The sequence below is a fragment of the Thermococcus sp. genome, assembly GCF_026988555.1.
Lineage (GTDB): Archaea > Methanobacteriota_B > Thermococci > Thermococcales > Thermococcaceae > Thermococcus.
Genome location: NZ_JALSLB010000054.1, coordinates 12953 through 29983, shown reverse-complemented (window position 1 = coordinate 29983; position 17031 = coordinate 12953). Strand labels below are relative to the sequence as shown.

The 17031-nt window shown below is 53.7% G+C and carries 16 protein-coding genes; 10 read left to right on the top strand and 6 right to left on the bottom strand.

From position 1 onward, the window contains the following. Positions 1 to 65: 65 nt before the first annotated feature. Complete coding sequence (gene cysS / locus MVK60_RS07925; RefSeq protein WP_297438434.1) at positions 66 to 1496, bottom strand: cysteine--tRNA ligase; 1431 nt, start codon at positions 1494 to 1496, stop codon at positions 66 to 68. A gap of 175 nt (positions 1497 to 1671) precedes the next feature. On the opposite strand from cysS, the gene MVK60_RS07920 reads away from it, so the two are divergent. Further along, positions 1672 to 2664, top strand: a complete 993-nt coding sequence (locus MVK60_RS07920) for a peptidylprolyl isomerase (RefSeq protein WP_297438432.1) — start codon at positions 1672 to 1674, stop codon at positions 2662 to 2664. A 37-nt stretch (positions 2665 to 2701) separates the two neighbouring features. After that, positions 2702 to 3304 (top strand): CPBP family archaeomyxosortase MrtA, encoded by a 603-nt coding sequence (mrtA, locus tag MVK60_RS07915; protein WP_297438169.1) that lies wholly within the window; start codon positions 2702 to 2704, stop codon positions 3302 to 3304. Positions 3305 to 3551: 247 nt separating this feature from the next. On the opposite strand, the gene thiD is transcribed toward mrtA, so the two are convergent. From thiD to MVK60_RS07900, 3 genes are all read right to left on the bottom strand, one after another. Next, a complete protein-coding gene (gene thiD / locus MVK60_RS07910) occupies positions 3552 to 4835 on the bottom strand; it encodes a bifunctional hydroxymethylpyrimidine kinase/phosphomethylpyrimidine kinase (RefSeq protein ID WP_297438167.1) in 1284 nt (427 codons plus the stop codon). A gap of 4 nt (positions 4836 to 4839) precedes the next feature. Then, positions 4840 to 5592, bottom strand: a complete 753-nt coding sequence (locus MVK60_RS07905) for a sulfide-dependent adenosine diphosphate thiazole synthase (protein ID WP_297438430.1) — start codon at positions 5590 to 5592, stop codon at positions 4840 to 4842. A gap of 124 nt (positions 5593 to 5716) precedes the next feature. After that, positions 5717 to 7309, bottom strand: coding sequence for a hypothetical protein (locus MVK60_RS07900; RefSeq protein ID WP_297438165.1), 1593 nt, complete (start codon positions 7307 to 7309; stop codon positions 5717 to 5719). Positions 7310 to 7451: 142 nt separating this feature from the next. Here MVK60_RS07900 and thiC point away from each other — a divergent pair, with 142 nt between their 5' ends. The 4 genes from thiC to MVK60_RS07880 are packed head-to-tail and all read left to right on the top strand — an operon-like array spanning position 7452 to position 10910. Further along, the gene (gene thiC / locus MVK60_RS07895) at positions 7452 to 8741 is read left to right on the top strand and encodes a phosphomethylpyrimidine synthase ThiC (protein ID WP_297438428.1); all 1290 of its coding nucleotides are present in this window, start codon (positions 7452 to 7454) and stop codon (positions 8739 to 8741) included. Then, positions 8738 to 9397 (top strand): phosphoribosylaminoimidazolesuccinocarboxamide synthase, encoded by a 660-nt coding sequence (locus MVK60_RS07890; protein ID WP_297438163.1) that lies wholly within the window; start codon positions 8738 to 8740, stop codon positions 9395 to 9397. Before thiC ends, MVK60_RS07890 begins: the two co-directional genes overlap by 4 nt. Next, entirely contained in the window at positions 9394 to 10326 is a 933-nt protein-coding gene (locus MVK60_RS07885; protein WP_297438161.1) for a formate--phosphoribosylaminoimidazolecarboxamide ligase, read from the top strand. Before MVK60_RS07890 ends, MVK60_RS07885 begins: the two co-directional genes overlap by 4 nt. Further along, positions 10323 to 10910, top strand: coding sequence for an IMP cyclohydrolase (locus MVK60_RS07880; RefSeq protein WP_297438159.1), 588 nt, complete (start codon positions 10323 to 10325; stop codon positions 10908 to 10910). Before MVK60_RS07885 ends, MVK60_RS07880 begins: the two co-directional genes overlap by 4 nt. A 468-nt stretch (positions 10911 to 11378) precedes the next feature. On the opposite strand, the gene MVK60_RS07875 is transcribed toward MVK60_RS07880, so the two are convergent. Then, complete coding sequence (locus tag MVK60_RS07875; RefSeq protein ID WP_297438157.1) at positions 11379 to 12191, bottom strand: mechanosensitive ion channel family protein; 813 nt, start codon at positions 12189 to 12191, stop codon at positions 11379 to 11381. Between the two features lie 115 nt (positions 12192 to 12306). On the opposite strand from MVK60_RS07875, the gene MVK60_RS07870 reads away from it, so the two are divergent. The 4 genes from MVK60_RS07870 to MVK60_RS07855 all read left to right on the top strand — a co-directional run bounded on the left by MVK60_RS07870 (position 12307) and on the right by MVK60_RS07855 (position 16516). Further along, positions 12307 to 12813 carry a ferritin family protein gene (locus tag MVK60_RS07870; RefSeq protein WP_297438426.1) on the top strand — a complete coding sequence of 169 codons (507 nt, stop codon included), beginning with the start codon at positions 12307 to 12309 and terminating at the stop codon, positions 12811 to 12813. A gap of 238 nt (positions 12814 to 13051) precedes the next feature. Further along, positions 13052 to 13699, top strand: coding sequence for a peroxiredoxin (locus tag MVK60_RS07865; RefSeq protein WP_297438156.1), 648 nt, complete (start codon positions 13052 to 13054; stop codon positions 13697 to 13699). Between the two features lie 460 nt (positions 13700 to 14159). Beyond that, complete coding sequence (locus tag MVK60_RS07860; RefSeq protein ID WP_297438424.1) at positions 14160 to 15389, top strand: FprA family A-type flavoprotein; 1230 nt, start codon at positions 14160 to 14162, stop codon at positions 15387 to 15389. Between the two features lie 35 nt (positions 15390 to 15424). Continuing rightward, the gene (locus MVK60_RS07855; RefSeq protein ID WP_297438154.1) at positions 15425 to 16516 is read left to right on the top strand and encodes an FAD/NAD(P)-binding oxidoreductase; all 1092 of its coding nucleotides are present in this window, start codon (positions 15425 to 15427) and stop codon (positions 16514 to 16516) included. Between the two features lie 37 nt (positions 16517 to 16553). Here MVK60_RS07855 and MVK60_RS07850 read toward each other — a convergent pair whose 3' ends face one another. After that, on the bottom strand, positions 16554 to 17030 hold the full coding sequence (locus MVK60_RS07850) for a ferritin family protein (RefSeq protein ID WP_297438152.1): 477 nt from the start codon (positions 17028 to 17030) through the stop codon (positions 16554 to 16556). Position 17031 lies beyond the last annotated feature (1 nt).

Here is a 17031-nt window from a genome sequence, read left to right as displayed (position 1 = left end):
GGAGGTTATATTTAAGCGTTACGCTCGGAGCTTTGACGTAAATATGGCAAAAGAGGGAGGGGAGATCAGACCTTAACCCTCTTCCATATCGTTCCCTGCGGTGTGTCTTCGAGCTGGATGCCGAGCTCCCGCAGTTCTGCCCGTATCCTGTCGGCCAAAGCAAAGTTGCGCTCCTTTCTGAGCTGGGCGCGGACGTTTATAAGGAGCTCTATCAAAGCCTCCTCCTCGCCTGCCTTCTGCTCCCTGAAGTAGTCCTCGAAGATTCCGAAGACCTCACTGACGATCCTGAAGAACTCCATCGCCTTGCGGAGGATGCTCTCCTTCGGCCTCTCGACCCTGCTGAGGTACCTGTTTACCGCGCCGCTGGCCTCAAAGACAGCTTTCATGGCTTCAGCGGTATTGAAGTCGTCGTCCATCGCCTCGTAGAACTTCTTCCTCGCGTTCCGTATCGCCTCGTAGGCCTCGAACTCCTCTTTGCCCCACTTAAAGGAAATCTCTCCCTTCTCCATGGCCACGCGGATGTTCTCTAGGGTGTTGTAGAGCCTCTCCAGGTTGTTCCTGGCGTGCTCCATGCCCTCCTCAGTGTAGTCGAGCGGCGAGCGGTAGTGCCTCTGGAGGACGAAGAGTCTGATGACCTCCGGGTCGTAGCGTTCGAGCATCTCCCTTATGGTCACGAAGTTGCCGAGGCTCTTGCTCATCTTCTCCCCGTTTATCATAAGGAAGCCGGTGTGGAGCCAGTACTTGACCCACTCGTGGCCGGTGCAGGCCTCGGTTTGGGCTATCTCATTTTCGTGGTGCGGGAAGATGAGGTCGTTGCCGCCGCCGTGGATATCGAAGCTCTCCCCGAGGTACTTGGTGCTCATCGTGGAACACTCGATGTGCCAGCCGGGCCTTCCCTCGCCCCATGGGCTTTCCCATTTGGGCTCCCCGGGCTTGGCCTTCTTCCAGAGGGCGAAGTCTTCAGAGTTCTTCTTGCCCTCACCGGGCTCAACTCTTGCGCCCTTCCTGAGCTCTTCAAGCTTTATCCCGCTGAGCTTTCCGTAGTCCCTGAACCTCTGAACCTCAAAGTAAACGCCATCAGAGCCCTCGTAGGCATAGCCCTTCTTTTGGAGCTTCTTCACGAAGTCTATTATCTCCTCTATGTGCTCGGTAACGCGCGGATAGATATCCGCCGGTTTGACCTTAAGGGCAGCCATGTCGTCGAGGAAGTATCTCAGAAACTTCTCGGCGAGTTCTTTGGGATCTTCTCCCGTCTCGCTGGCGCGTCTGATGATCTTGTCGTCTATGTCCGTGAAGTTCATGACCATGAGGACCGTGTAACCGTGGTGCTCCAGATATCGTCTCACCACATCAAAGGCTATGTAGGTCCTTGCGTGACCTAGGTGAGTGTAATCATAAACCGTCGGGCCACAGACGTACATCCTGACCTCACCGTCGTGTATTGGCCTGAACTCCTCCTTTTCCCTTGTCAGGGTGTTGTACACTCTTATGGGCATTTTCTCCACCACCAGGGAAACTTCACGGCAGATTTTATTAGGTTATCGCCTTCATCTTGCGTTGGATTTAAACCACACGATTACCTCGGGCATCTTTGGCTCCAACGGAAAACGGCAAAAGCTTAAAAAGCGACCGATTCAATCGGGGTTAGAGCGGAAAAGGGAGGTAATGATAATGGTCAAGGTTCAGAAGGGTGACGTCATAAGGCTCCATTACACCGGAAGGGTAAAAGAAACGGGGGAGGTGTTCGACACCACTTCGGAAGATATCGCCAAGGAGGCGGGGATCTATAAGGAAGGCGGCATATACGGACCGGTTCCGATAGCGGTCGGAGCGGGTCATGTTCTTAAGGGTCTTGATGAGCAAATTGAGGGACTTGAGGTAGGAGGAAAGTACGAGATAATCGTCCCACCCGAGAAGGGCTTCGGTAAGCGCGATCCCCGGCTCATAAAAACCTTCACCCTCGGCCAGTTCCGCCGGGAAGGACTCTACCCGTTTCCTGGTATGGATGTTGAGATCGACACCCATGAGGGCAGGAAACTCCGGGGCCGTGTCCTCAGTGTCTCAAGCGGTCGCGTGAGGGTTGACTTCAACCATCCGCTTGCCGGAAAGCACCTCCTCTACGAAGTCGAGATCCTAGAGAAGGTCGAAGACCCAATAGAGAAGGTCAAGGCCCTTATTGAACTCCGCATGCCCAAGGTCGATGGGGACAAAGTCATCATCGAGGTCGGTGAGAATGACGTTAAGATCGATTTCACACCCATCCAAGAGGAGGTGGACAAGAACACCCTCGTCCTTGGGGAGTTGATACTGGAGAGCGACCTCAAGTTCATCGGCTACGAGAAGACCGAATTCAAGCCGAGTGTCGACGAGCTTCTTAAGCCGCCTGCCGAGGAGGGCGAAGAAGAGGAAGAAGTCACCGGAATTGAAGAGGAAGCCAGTGAACCCCTCGTGGAAGAAGCGGAGACGGAAGAGGGAATCGAAGAAAAAACGGCAGAGGGGGAAGTTGAACCAGAGGAGGAAAAATCCCAGGGAGAAGAACCCAATGAGAAGCCCAAGAAGCGGAGCACCAAAGGCAGGAAGACCAGAAGGGCCACTACCAGAAAGACAACGAGCAAAAAGAGGACAAAGGCCGCTGAAGCTAAGGGGGAGGAAGCTGAAGAGTGAGGCTAAAGCTTTTATTTTCCGCCCCTAATCTCTCCCTATGAATTTCAAACGGAATCCCTGGGTCCTTTACCTGCTCTCACTGGGTTTTGTGCCGCTCATATGGCACAGGGGAATTGGGATCTTTGAATGGGCGGCCTACGATTTTGTAGGCTACGTGGTTCTTCCCTTGATAGCTTCCGTTCTCTTAAAGTTTAAACCCGGGGAACTTGGGTTCAATGTCCCAAATCGGAATGGCTGGACTATGCTCCTGCTCCTTTTCGCCGCCTCAGTCCCTATCAGCTTTTACGGTCTTACGATTCCGGAGATGAGAAGCTACTATCCGATCTTCTCTTACTCCTCCACGGTGGACTTCATGGTGAATGAACTTGTGATGGGGATCATCATGTTCGCCCATGAGGCTTTCTACCGGGGAGTCCTGCTATTTCCCCTATCACGGAAAAACGAGTGGCTTGCCATCCTTCTTCAGGACATCCCCTACACCTTGATTCACCTGGGGAAACCCGGTGTGGAGATACCCTACGCCTTCGTCGCAGGAATAATCTTCGCAAAAATGGATTTAAAGGGGAACAGTTTTATTCCGAGCTTTCTTCTTCACTGGTTTGGGTCGGCTTTCTTCGATGTGCTGTGCGCGTTTGCCTGACCCCAGGCCGGTCACGGCTTTAAATGTGGTGAGACGTTTATTGGTTGCCCTCGAATCCCCGGAGATAGGATAGCGTTTTCAAGCTAGGCACAACCGCTGATCCTCGTTGAGAACCGCCTCGAATCAAAGCCGCCCTCTGATGTCGGCGAGCTGAGCGCTGAAGAACTAAGGGATGGTCCTACCGAAGGGCCCTAACGGAGGAGAACTTTGATGCCTTCCCGGGGGCACGTGGAGGTTTACATAAAGCTCAGGAAACGAGCGCCCTGACCCTCTCCACCACCTCCCGCGAGTCCCTTCCGAAGATCAGAACCATCGGCTCCTTGCCCCAGTCGCCGAGATGGTAGATTATATCGGGCCTCCTTCCGACTCTCTTTACCGCCGCCTCGATGCCCCATTCCATCGTGCCCTTCTCGGCCCTCTTCAAATCCTCAGGCTCTTCCTTGCGGTCGTAGAAGGAAACGAAGAAGTCAATAGCTCTGGCATGCTCTATCAACCCTTCCGAATAGCGCAAGTTCATGACGGCCCGGACTTCAGGATAGAACTCACGCATCTTGAGCAAAGCCCTCCTCAGGTGGTCGCTGGCGTTCAACCCGACCGGTCCGACAGGTTTTATCGTTTTTCCGTAGCGGACGATTCTGCCCTTCACCGCGAAGACCTCTCCAAAGGGAGTCGCCAGCGCGAAGTTCGCCCCCACCTCGGGGAGGTAGGGGTTAAGTCTTTCACCGAGATTCACCAGCTCTTGAACCGCCCTTTCAAGCTCTTCTCTCGCCCTCCAGCGGTGGGCATCCCTCTGTAGTTCCCAGAGGGGATTGACAGCCTTCGCTTCGGCCTTTGAGAATCGTATGGAGTTTTCGACGAAGCGCTTGGCCCTTTCGACAGCTTCGGGAAGCTCAAGGCCCTTGGCGAGGAAAGTGGTTAAAGCCGAGGAGAAGGCACAGCCCGTCCCGTGGGTGAAGCCATCAACTTTTCTTCCCTTAAACTCGAAGAACTCCCCGTTCCAGTGGAGGATATCTGTCAGATCCAGGTGCCCGCCTTTGACTATAACCGCTTCCGCTTTCAGAGTTCTGGCGATGAACCTGGCGGAGTCCTTCATGTCCTCGAGGGAGTGGATTTCAATACCGCTTAGAGCTTCGGCCTCCGGGACGTTTGGGGTAACGATTGAACCCTTCACGAGGACCCTGAGTGAGTCGATGTCGTCTATTAACTTTTCCCCGGTGCTCGAAGCCATCACCGGATCGAAGACCCTCGTTAAGCCCTCCGTCTCCTCGGCAACTGCCTTCGCTATCTCCCCGCTCCCAAGCACGCCCACCTTGACTGCCTTAATATCAAAGTGCCCCCTAACGGCCCGTATCTGGTTTTTCACGACCTCCGCTGGAAGGGAAAAATAGCCGGAAACCTTCTCGGGGTTCTGATAGGTAACTGCAGTCAAAACGAGGAGCGGGTGCTCGCTCAGAGCCGAGACCGTCTCGATGTCCGCCTTTAAACCTGCCCCGCCCCCGGTATCGAGGCCCGCTATTATCAAAACGGCCATCCCATCACCTCAGCTTCTCAAGGATTTCGAGGGCCGCTTTCCTCCCGCTCAGGAACATTCCGCCGAATATCGGGCCCATTCTCGGGGCACCGCTTATCGCGTTCGCGGCCATTCCGGTGACATAGAGGCCGGGGAAGATTTCCCTCGTGTGTTTAACGGTCAGCTCCTCACCCATCTCGACCCACATCGGGCCTTCCCCGGGAACCTCAAGCAGGCCGCGCCTGACGAGATGCTGACTTACCTGCGCCCCGTGGCCCGTTGAATCGATTACAATCTTAGCCTCGACGGTGAGCGGGTCAACGTGAAGGCCCGTCATGAGAACCGGCGTCCAGTTGATTACTATCCCGGCTACTCGGTCGTCCTTGACAACCAGGTCCTCGACCTCAACCATGTTGAAGAACCTCACGCCGGCCTTTACAGCCTTGCTCGCTATAGTTGTTGCCGTGTCGATTGCATCTGCCACATATAGGCTGTCCCTGAAGGGCCTGTACGTTATCCCGAACTCGTCGAGGATTCCCCTCGCTTCCTCCTGCACGACTATTTTGTTGAATCCCATCGCGCCGCCCCAGATTCCGCCGCCGATGGAGAGCTTCTTTTCGAAGACCGCAACCTTGACCCCGTTCTTGGCGAGGTAGTAGCCGGCAACCATTCCCGAGGGACCCGCGCCCACAATAGCGACGTCGAGGCTCAGGCTTTCGAGAAACTCCTCGGCATAGGCCTCGATTATCGCCCTGCTTATCTCCGTCTCCCTCATCATTACCACCCAAAACCTTTTAAGGTTCGCTAAAAATCAAGTTTTGAAATTTAAAAACTTTGTTATAAACGGGTTTTAAAACCGGGTGATTGAAGTCCTGAAGGAATCAAAAGGAAAAAATAAAACCTCAGCTCTCTGTCGAATCGCTGGGGGTCACCGTGGGGCAATAACCCGTGTGCGGGTCACAGGGCGGGCTGTAGCCAGAATCTCCGGGGATGAAGACGTCTCCGAACATTCCAGTGAGGGGATATTTGTTACCCTTATACTCAAGCCTAACTTTGCTGGAGTATATTGCGAGACGCACGTTGGTATCTTTGTACATCTCTTTCAATGCCAATGAGATGCTGACTAGTGAAGACGTTCTTGTTTCTTTGGTTAATCCCATACCTATCGCCAAGGTGAATGGTGTAACTTTTGTGTTTTCGCTTCCAATGATGCCCAATACCGGCGCCGAAGCCGAAAACAGTGGAAGAGTATTTACCCTGTGGCCAAAGTAGTAAGTATTAGTGAGGATTCCTCCTTTACTCTCCATGTTATCTCTGATATCCCAGTACCAATGTACAAACCACATGGTTCTACTCATTGGCCCACCGCTCTTTCTCGGCCATCCCACTTCAACGAATTTCCTTAAGCGCATGTCCTTTTCATCGGGTTTTCCAAGAACCACATAGGCGTAAGTATCAAGAGGCTTCTTGTTCCAAACTTCACCGTTAATATAATCAACTCTATAGAGCTGGTACTTAGCGAATATAGCGCTTCCTCTAAGCCCTGCCCCGATAACAGAAGGTGATGTTAACTCTGAACCCCATATCTTAACCGTCGATTCTGGAATTCTGAGTGATCTCCTGTCTATTGTATACGAATAACCAAGGATCTTTCCTTCCACCGAACCGCTGACACCACCTTTCTCAACAGCTCCAACTGCAGAAAAAGCCAGCTCTGCATTATTGTCAGATATTGCATCGTAGTTCAAAGAAATAAAAATGCTATTCACCTTATCGGTATCGCCGGTCACTTGGAACGCAGCCACTGGGATGATGCTGGCTGTCCCTAATGTCTTCTTGTGAAGCCACTCAAAGCAGTACCACGTCCGATCATTACCCTCATAGAACACTGGCGAACAGGAGGACTGGAGAAGCGATGAGCCCTCAGAGGAGACGCCGATGGTTTCTCTGGTTTCCTTTGAGGTTACACTCCCATGGTCCTGCAGTATCTTCATGACTTCTTTCTTCTCGTAAAGTCTGCCAATAACGTTGCTGTCAAGTTGGACCTTGACCCTCATTCTGGATACGATCTTGTCAACAGTGAGGGGAATCGTTTTCATGAAGTAATTCAGATTGCCATCTCTGTCAACAGTAGTCCCCAGCAGGAGCAGAGAAGGTTTCACGCTCCCCGGGTCGATGCTTTCGGCCGTTAAGTACTTACTCCATTTGTGCATGGCATAAAGCACACGGTAAAAGTCTATCGAGATCTTGCCCTTGCCGGAATAAATTCCCAGGTCCATCAGAGAGCCGTTGGGCATAAGCATTGAGACAGTAACCGTCGCCGGACCATCGGTGGGCAGTTCAACCTCGAAAGAAGGCTTGAAGATAAAGCTCCTGTAGTAGTTCACCCTTACTCCATAGTATTCGGTGGACTCCGTGGGAATCTGAGAGGCCGCAAAAACCGACGTTGACACCACGGCAAGTATCAGGAAAAGGACTACTGTTACTCTTTTCATATAGTCACCTCAATAATCCGTAGTATCTACAACTTCAAAAAGTTTCCTATCGAGCGTCCAAAAACCTTTTAAGGCCCGCTAAAAACAAGTTTTGAAATTTAAAAACTTTGTTATAAACAGGTTTTAAAACCGGGTGATGGGAATGACCCAGCTTGAGGAAGCAAAGCGGGGCGTAATCACGGAGGAGATGAAGTTCATCGCCGAGAGGGAAGGTATAGACCCCGAAAAGCTCAGGAGGAGCGTCGCCAAAGGCCACACTGTCATCTTCCGCAACGTCCGCCACGACTGGGTGAAGCCAGTCGCGGTTGGTAATGTCGTCCGCGTCAAGGTGAACGCCAACATCGGCACCTCCCGCGACATCGTCGACCTCAAGGCCGAAATAGAGAAGGCTAAGGTTGCCCTCAAGTACGGCGCCGACACGATAATGGACCTCTCCACCGGCGGTGACCTCGACTCCATAAGGAATGCCATAATGCACGCCGTTGATGTGCCAATCGGGACGGTGCCGATTTATCAGGCAGCGGAAGAGATGCTGGCCAGGGGAAAGGCCATCATCGAGATGACCGAGGACGATATGTGGAGGGCCGTTGAGAAGCACTTCAAAGACGGAGTCGATTACACCACGATTCACGTTGGAGTTACTAAAGAAGTCGTCGAGAAGATGAAGAGGGTAAAGAGAGTTGTCGGCATGGTCTCGCGCGGAGGAACCTTTCTGGCGGCATGGATACTCCACTGGGGAGAGGAGAACCCCTTCTACAGGGACTACGACTACCTCCTTGAGCTGGCCAAAGAGTACGACGTTGTCTTAAGCCTCGGCGACGGGTTAAGACCGGGTGGACTTCCAGATGCCGGCGATGAGCTTCAAATAGCGGAACTCTACACCCTCGGGAGGCTCGTGAAGCGCGCGAGGGAAGCCGGCGTCCAGACGATGGTGGAGGGACCCGGTCACGTGCCAATTGACCAGATTCCGGCCCAAGTGAAGCTCGCCAAGGTTGCAACGGACAACGCGCCCTTCTACGTCCTCGGCCCGCTCGTCACGGACATCTTTCCGGGCTACGACCACATCACGGCGGCCATAGGCGGGGCGATAGCCGCTTTAAACGGCGCGGACTTCCTCTGCTACGTAACGCCGGCGGAGCACCTCGGACTGCCAACGGTGGAGCACGTCCGTGAGGGTGTAATTGCAGCAAGGATAGCAGCCCACGCGGTAAACCTGACGCGCTTTGATGCCGATTTCAGGAAGGACTACCTAATGAGCGTCGCGAGGGGCAGGCTCGACTGGGCAAAGCAGTTCGAGCTGAGCGGGGACAGGGACAGGTTCATCGAGATAAGGAAGGAGAGGCCGACTAAAACAGAGGCCTGCTCGATGTGCGGCGACCTCTGCGCGATAAAGCTCATCAACGACATGCTGAGGAAGGGTGAGGCCGAGTGAGGCTCATCTACAGCGGCAAGACGAAGGACGTCTACGAGGATGGCCCGTATTTAGTCTTTTACTTCAAGGACTCCCTGCTGGGCGAAGACGGCAGAGAGGACACGGGTGGCAACGAGGTGATAGGCGAGAGACCGGGCAAGGGGAGTGCAGTTCTCAAGCAGACGGAGTTCTTCTTCAGCCTGCTGGAAAGGAACGGGATAAGGACCCACTTCGTCGAGCGGATTGACGAGAGGTGGGCGCGCTTTCTGAGGGCAGAGAGGATTCCGCTGGAGACTATATACCGCTCTAAGGCTTACGGAAGCTTCCTCAGGAGATACAGCGGCTGGGTGGAGCCCCTCCAAGAGCTGGGAATAGTTGAGTTCACCCTCAAGGACGACTCTCTCGGCGACCCCCTCATAACCGAAGAAGCAATATCACGGCTCGGTATAGCGAGCGAAGGGGAGCTGGAGAAAATGAAGGAGGTAACGAAAAGGGTCGCCGAAATCCTGGAGGAGTTCTTCTCCGCAAAGGGGCTTGAGCTAATAGACTTCAAGCTGGAGTTCGGCAGGCTGAATGGAGAGCTTCTGGTGATAGACGAGCTCAGCGGCGACACAATGCGCGTTATGAAGGGTGGAAGGCTTTTGAGCCAGGAAGAGCTCCTGGAGGTGGTAGAATGATAATCTCCACCATAGCTTCCCATTCCTCACTTCAGATACTCCTGGGGGCAAAGAGAGAGGGTTTTAGAACGAGGCTCTACGTCAAACCGAGTAGAAAGGCTTTCTATTCCTCCATCCCGCCTGTCGATGAAATCATCGTAACGGAAAACATGAGGGAGGTACTCGGTGATGACGGCATCATCGTACCCCACGGCTCTTTCGTGGCCTACCTTGGCATAGGGGTCATCGAGAAAGCAAAGGCTAAGTTCTTCGGCAACAAGCGTTTCCTCAAGTGGGAGACCAGCTTTGAGCTCCAGGATAGGGTCCTTAAAAAGGCCGGCATTCCAATGGTTGAAGTCATCGAGCCCGAAGAGGCTAAGCCAGACGAGCTTTACTTTGTCCGCCTTGAGGGACCGAGGGGCGGAAGCGGGCACTTCTTGGCTTACGGTTATGAACTGGAGGAGAAGATCAAAGGCCCGAGCGAACCCTATAGGATTGAACGCTTCACAGACGGCGTTTACCTCTATGTCCACTTCTTCTATTCGCCGATTTTAAACCGTTTGGAGCTCTTTGGCGTTGATGAGCGCCTGGTCATCGCGGACGCAAACAAGAGGCGGCCCTTCAGGACCCTCCCCTACACCATAGTGGGAAACAAGGCCGTAGCGCTGAGAGAGTCGCTCATTCCAGTGCTCTACGATTACGGATTGGCTTTCGTCAAGGCCATGGAAGAGCTTGAACCTCCTGGCATCATCGGTCCCTTCGCTCTCCACTTTGCCTACGACGGTGAATTCCGCTGCATAGGCTTCGCCTCACGCATAGACGGGGGCAGCAATGCCAAACACTGGTACTCGGCCCTCTACTGGGAGAGGCCAATGCTCATGGGCGAGAGGATAGCGCGCGAGATTAAGTTCGCCCTCGAGGAGGACCGCCTTAAGGAGGTGGTAACTTGACGTACACGGGTAGAACTCTGGGAATTGGCCTGATGAACGGCGAGCCCTTCGTCTTCTACCTTCTCTGCTCCCGCTCCTTCCCGAAGAGAAAGGCCATCTTTAAAGGGAGGGCAGTTTACATCGAGAACATGACGGAGACGGACAACCCCTACGTCAGCTACCCCGTGGTGAGGCTCCTCGATGACTATGCCGTCGTCACCAACGGCCTCCAGACGGACTTTATCGCTCAGGCCCTTGAGTGGGAGAATCCCAAGAAGGCTCTAACCCACGTTTTAGACGCCTTTGACTACGAAAGGGACAATTACAGCACGCCGAGAATAGCGGGTATAATCGGGACCGATGGCAGGGGCTGGTTGGGCTTCGCCGGCAGGGACGAGTTCTGGGTGAAGACTCTGGGACTCAAAGATGGAAAGACCTTCGTAACGGCAACATACGATCTCGGCCTTGTCGAGCTCGATTTCCCGGGCTTTGAGGGTGCAGACGAGCTTGCCGAGAAGGCTATGGAGTTGCCCTTCGAGAACAAGGTTCTGGCGATTGGGGTCGTGGAGGAGAAAAAAGGGTGGAGGCTGGCCGTCAGCCCCTAACCGAAAAGGCCTCCTCCAGCTCCCCCTCAAGCGGCTCTGCCCCGGTGGCGAGGCTCACGAGCACCATCACCACGGCCGACACCAGCGCCCCGCTGACGTAGATGTACCCTCAGTACTGAAAGGACACGACACCGGTTATTCCGAGCACCGCGGTCAGGGAACCTGCTGCCATACCCGCCAGAGCGCCCTCCTTCGTGGCCCGTCTCTAGTAAATGCCGAGCACGAGGGGTATGAAGACGCCGGGGGTGTACACATCGTAAGAGTATATCAGCAACTCCACGATTCCCTGTGGATGGTGAGCGCCGCCGCCAGGGACGGCAGGCCGATGGTGACGGTGGTTATCACCGAAAGGTTCAGCAGCTTCTTTTCGTCGGCTCTGGGATTGATGAAACTGACGTTACGAAAATATGACAAAAAATTCAAAGAAAGAGGATAAAATCCGACACTCTGACAGAACAAGTATGTTGGTTAGTCGGGCATGTCTCTCACGTGCACGTCTACCTGCGGGAAGGGTATCTCTATCCCCTTCTGTCCGTAGAGTTCGTAGATGCCCTTCGTCAGGTCACCCTTGACTGTCCAGTAGTCCTCCGTCTTCACCCAGGCCCTGAGCTGGAGGTTTATCGAGGAGTCTGCCAAGGTCGTTATGGAGACGCTCGGTTCCGGCTCGTCGAGGATCATGGGGTTGTTTCTCATGAGGTTCATCGCAGCCTCCACGGCCTTGTTCAGGTCGGTGCCGTAGGCGACGCCAACGTCAACGTTGACCCTCCTTGTAGGCATCCGGCTATAATTGGTGATCACACTTCCCCAAACGAGCTTGTTTGGAACCGTGATGAGAACATTGTCCGGTGTCAAAAGCTCTGTGCTCATTATTCCCACTGCGTTGACCTTTCCGGTTTTTCCAGCTACCTCAACAACTTCACCAATATCAATTGGTCTGAGAGCGGCAATCCAAACTCCTGCGGCCAGATTCGTCAGGGTGTCCTGCATTCCAAATCCGAGTACTAGACCTATCACCGCCGAAAGCCCCAGAACAACTGAACCTACGCCTATTCCAAGGGCCCTGATCGCGAGCAGTATCACGGCCACGTACAGCAGGGCGCTGAGGAACTTCCCAAGGAACTCAACCACGAGTTCCGGGAGCTTGGTTTTCTTAAGTCCACGCTTGAACGAGCCCACTATTACCTTCGTTAGTATCCAGCCGACGATCAGTATGACGAGTGCAGTTATCAGCTGCATCGGACTCATGTTCAGGTATGGGAGTGGCTTGTCCACCGCCACCATGGTAACACCTCCATTAAGTTCCGTATTCAATCACTTAAGGCTTTTCATTCCACATGTAGAACCTCAATCCCGGAAGGCTATTAAGCGGTGGGGAGAATGATGTATGGTGGTGTGGATGGAAGAACTCCCGACTTCGATAATTGAGGAGCTAAAAAAACTCGATAAAAAATCCCTCTTGGCGTACTGGATTAAGGGGGAACTCGACGAAGCGGAGCTTTATGAGAAGTTGGCTGAGAGGGCCAAGGACCTTGATCTGCCTGACTCTCTTGTGAAGACTTTCTACGAGCTCTCCCATGAATCGCGGGAGCATGGGGAACAGCTACGGAAGGTTTACGTCGAAACCTATGGTGAAGAGCCGCGCCCACCACAGATCCCCCCGCTTGAGGTGTACCCTATACTGGACAAGTTCTCACGTGCAGATGAAGTTGTGGAGGGCCTGGAATTGGCAATGGAGAGTGAACTGCTGGCCAAGAGGGTGTACGAAACTCTCGCCGAGGAAGCTGGTGAGGGGGGGCTCGCAAACATCTACAAAACCCTTGCAGGGGTTGAACTCGGGCACTACAATAAGCTTATGGAAGAATTCAAAGTTCTGAGGGAACATCTGAAAACCGCGGGAGAATGACCCCCCACGGCATTTGTTCTGGAATCACTCCGTTAGTTTAGGGATGTAAACCAGCATCATGCCTCTCTGAATGGATGACGACGAACCGGTGTTATCTTCCGCGTGATTACGTTTCCCCTGTCCTGATTGCTTGGATATCCGACAAAGTTAATGCCATTAGACGAACCGAAAGCTTTATATATTCGAACCAACATGGTTTATACTGAAGAAGGCATACCAAAAGAAGAGGTGATGGAAGATGGTAGTGATAGGAGAAAAGTTCCCGGAAGTTGAGGTCAACACCACCCACGGCAGGATAAAGCTGCCCGACTACTTCGCCGAGAAGGGTAAGTGGTTCGTTCTCTTCAGCCACCCGGCGGACTTCACACCGGTCTGTACGACCGAGTTTTACGGCATGCAGAAGCGTGTCGAGGAGTTCAGAAAGCTCGGCGCCGAGCCGATAGGGCTGAGTGTGGATCAGGTCTTCAGCCACCTGAAGTGGGCTGAGTGGATCAAGGAGAACCTCAATGAGGAGATAACCTTCCCCATCATAGCCGACGACCGCGGCGACCTCGCTGAGGCCCTTGGCATGATTCCGAGCGGCTCAACCCAGACGGCGAGGGCCGTCTTCATCGTTGACGACAAGGGTGTCATCCGCGCGATAGTCTACTACCCGGCCGAGGTCGGAAGGGACTGGGACGAAATACTTCGCCTTGTCAAGGCTCTCAAGACCAGCACCGAGAAGGGCGTTGCGCTCCCACACAAGTGGCCCAACAACGAGCTCATCGGTGACCGCGCCATCGTTCCGCCGGCAGGGACGGTCGACGCCATCAAGGAGCGCGAGGAGGCCAAGGCCAAGGGCGAGATCGAGTGCTACGACTGGTGGTTCTGCCACAAGAAGCTTTAATGGGGAATTTCCCCATTTTGTCTTCCCCCTTCTGTTGTACATTACCTAACATTCTAACAGTCTTTTGGGACCGTATGGGACGTTCGTCCCGTCGGGTTTCTAAAATACCGCCACTCCCAAGACACCTCGGTGGTCGTGATGGACAGACTGAAGGCGCTGGTATTAATCGTGCCCCTCATAAACTATGGAAAGACGACTGATCCCATAACCAGGGGTTCCTCCATTTCCGTGGGAGTGTGGCGGACGTCCGCATCTACGCCAGTCCATTGAACTGGAATGAAGTCAGAGGGCCCTTTATGGAGGCTAAAAGCCTAAGACGGGCTTGACTAAACGTGTTTCTTCCATAGCTGCCACGGTGATTCTCCATCGGTTCTCAATTTTGGACTATCCACATCCATCCTCAACGTTTTGTTCAGGAAAGCTTTTTTATGATTCGCACTAACTTGGTTCGGTGATTGAAATGGCGAAGGTCTGGGTTGAAAAGCTCTTCGATGATCCGGAGCTCTACATCCTCAGGGTGGACGACAACCGTATCGGCTACTTCGAGGCCACTTGGGACATCCCAGAAGGAATAACCTACAACGCCTACTTAATGAAGCTCAAAGATGCCGTAGTTCTTTTCGATCTGAGCAAGAGGGAGTACACGGAGGACTTTATGGAAGCCCTCAGAAAGCTGGTTGATCCAGAAGAGGTAACCCACGTGGTTATTCACCACACTGAACCCGACCACACTGGGGCCCTACCGGCTTTCCTTGAGGCCAACGGCTACAGGGCTCAGCTTATAGGAACCAGCTTTGCAAAGCGCTTTCTGGAGGGTTTCTACGGCGAGAGGGTCGTTGAGAATTTTTACACAATCAAAGACGGCGAAGAGATTAGGATTGGGGACAGAACGTTCCGCTTCGTAACCGTCCCCTGGCTCCACTGGCCGGACACTATGATAACCTATGCAGTCGAGGATAAGCTCATATTCAGCTGCGACGCCGGGGGCGGCTACGGAATTCCGGAGACGATAGATGACGGCGACGAGGAGGTCGTTAAGAAGTACCTCCCCCACGTGACCAAGTACATAGTGACTGTAATAGGCCACTACCACAAGTACATAGTCCAGAACATCAAAAAGCTCAAGAACCTCGGAATAGTCGAGGAAGCGAAGGCGATCCTGCCCGGTCATGGCCTGATATGGAGGCGGAACCCCCGCAGAATCTTCGAATTCTACGAGGCTGTGGGGGCTGGGAGTGCCACAAAGGGCAAGGTTCTCGTTATCTACGACTCCATGTACGGCTTCGTCGAGAAGCGGATGAGGATAGTCCTAGAGGAGCTGGAGAAGCAGGGGTTCACTCCGGTGGTCTACAGGTTTACAGACAGGGATGCACCCGCCGTCAGCGACATACTTGGGGAGGTTCCCGACAGTGAGGCCCTTGTGATCGGTGCTTCAACCTACGAGGCCGATATACACCCGAGAGTACGCTACACCCTCTACGAGATTCTGGATAAAGCTAACTATGAAAAGCCCGTCCTCGTCGTTGGGGCCTTTGGATGGGGCGGTGTGGCCGGGAAGAAGATAGAGACCCTTATAAGCCGGAGCAAGTTCGACCTGGTGGAGGTCGTCGAAAGCAGAGGCATGCCCAGGCCAGAGGATGAGGAAAAACTCAGAGAAGGCGTTAAGAAGCTCGTTCGGTGGCTCTCCTGATGTATCCTCTTTATTGATGTGAACGGGGTGTTACGGTGAAGGTACTGGTGGTTGGGAATGGTCCCGGAGGTGTAGAGCTTGCGAAGAACCTCTCCGGGACGTTCGATGTAACCGTGGTGGATCGTGAGGAAGTCCCCCACTACTCGAAGCCAATGCTCAGTCTCTACATAGCTGGGCTTGTGGGAAGAAAAAAGCTCTTCCCCTATTCAATTGAATGGTACGAGAGGAGGGGCATTGAACTCTTGCTCGAAACTGAGGCCAAGCTGATAGACCGGGGAAGAAAGGTTCTGATGACAAACGGAGGAGAGCTCCCGTACGATGTCTTGGTCCTGGCAACCGGGGCAAGGGCCAGAGAACCAGGGGTAGAGGGAAAGGAATATCTGCTTACCCTGAGGGACCTAGACGATGCAGAAGAAGTGAGGCGGCTAGTCGAAGAAAACGGGGAGCTGCTCGTGGTCGGAGGAGGTTTTATGGGGCTGGAGCTGGCGGCGAATCTCGCAAAGGCCGGTTATCGTGTTAAACTGATCCACAGGCGGGACACGTTTCTGGGCCTTGACCGTGAGCTGAGCTCCATAATACGGAAGAGGCTGGAGGAAAGCGGCGTTGAGTTTCACCTGAACGTCGACCTCCTACGGGCAGATTCAAATGGGGTTGCAACAAGCGGGGGCTATGTAAAATCTAGGGTAAAACTCTGCGCCATCGGGATAACCCCGAACGTGGGGATCGCAAGGAAGAGCGGGGTACACGTTGGAAGGGGTGTTCTTATCGATGAAGAGTTTCGGACCTCGGCCCGGGACGTTTATGCCATAGGGGACTGCGCCGAGTACAACGGAACGATCTGTGGAACCGCCAGGGGAGCAATGGGACACGCCAGGGTTCTCTCAGACCTTCTAATGGGAAAGGAGAACAGCTACGACTTCGATTTCCGTTCCACGGTCTTTAAGTTCGGCGACCTTTCAATGGCCATAATTGGACGTACACGGGGACAGGGCCGGTGGCTCGATGAGAACGTGAAGGTGTTCGCGGAGGGGGAATGGGTCGTGGGGGCGGTTGTTGTTGGGAACTCAAGGAAGGCTTTCTCTCTTGAGGCGAAGATAAAGGATGGTGTCAGGACCTCTGATCTCTAGTCTTCCGTTACCGCTCACCGGAAAACGAAGGTGGAGGTCAGTCCACCTCAAGGCTGAAGTCTTGGTAGTCCATCCATATCCCCGTTTTCATTATCGAATCGTACTGGGCTCTAAGAAGCTCGTAGTGTCCCTTCTCCACCCCCGCGAGTTCTTCAAAGACCCTTTTGACATCCCCGTGCTCCGCGTTTTTTGCGGCTTCCTCGTAGAACCCCCAGGTGAGTTTTTCCTGCTCCATACCTATCCTGACCGCGTCGACCTCGCTCAGCTCGCCCTCATACTTGGGGGTGAGCTTTTCGAGAAGTTCTCTATCCACCGCAGGCAGTTCACACCTCTCGATGAGTTCCTCGACGAACCTCTCCTCGAAGGATTTCCAGTGCTCCGCTTCCTCCTCCGCCAGAAAGAGGAACATCTTTTTGGCCCTTTCGTCTTTTGCTTTCCTGGCCAGGCCCAGGTAGAACTTCAGCTCGACCTTCTCAATTTCGAGAGCCAGCGCAAGTGCTTCAAGTTCATTCATA

Excerpts from the sequence above, each read along its gene's own strand:
- cysS (WP_297438434.1), bottom strand. The coding sequence starts at position 1,496 with ATGCCCATAAGAGTGTACAACACCCTGACAAGGGAAAAGGAGGAGTTC.
- MVK60_RS07920 (WP_297438432.1), top strand. The coding sequence starts at position 1,672 with ATGGTCAAGGTTCAGAAGGGTGACGTCATAAGGCTCCATTACACCGGA.
- mrtA (WP_297438169.1), top strand. The coding sequence starts at position 2,702 with ATGAATTTCAAACGGAATCCCTGGGTCCTTTACCTGCTCTCACTGGGT.
- thiD (WP_297438167.1), bottom strand. The coding sequence starts at position 4,835 with ATGGCCGTTTTGATAATAGCGGGCCTCGATACCGGGGGCGGGGCAGGT.
- MVK60_RS07905 (WP_297438430.1), bottom strand. The coding sequence starts at position 5,592 with ATGATGAGGGAGACGGAGATAAGCAGGGCGATAATCGAGGCCTATGCC.
- MVK60_RS07900 (WP_297438165.1), bottom strand. The coding sequence starts at position 7,309 with ATGAAAAGAGTAACAGTAGTCCTTTTCCTGATACTTGCCGTGGTGTCA.
- thiC (WP_297438428.1), top strand. The coding sequence starts at position 7,452 with ATGACCCAGCTTGAGGAAGCAAAGCGGGGCGTAATCACGGAGGAGATG.
- MVK60_RS07885 (WP_297438161.1), top strand. The coding sequence starts at position 9,394 with ATGATAATCTCCACCATAGCTTCCCATTCCTCACTTCAGATACTCCTG.
- MVK60_RS07875 (WP_297438157.1), bottom strand. The coding sequence starts at position 12,191 with ATGGTGGCGGTGGACAAGCCACTCCCATACCTGAACATGAGTCCGATG.
- MVK60_RS07870 (WP_297438426.1), top strand. The coding sequence starts at position 12,307 with ATGGAAGAACTCCCGACTTCGATAATTGAGGAGCTAAAAAAACTCGAT.
- MVK60_RS07865 (WP_297438156.1), top strand. The coding sequence starts at position 13,052 with ATGGTAGTGATAGGAGAAAAGTTCCCGGAAGTTGAGGTCAACACCACC.
- MVK60_RS07860 (WP_297438424.1), top strand. The coding sequence starts at position 14,160 with ATGGCGAAGGTCTGGGTTGAAAAGCTCTTCGATGATCCGGAGCTCTAC.
- MVK60_RS07850 (WP_297438152.1), bottom strand. The coding sequence starts at position 17,030 with ATGAATGAACTTGAAGCACTTGCGCTGGCTCTCGAAATTGAGAAGGTC.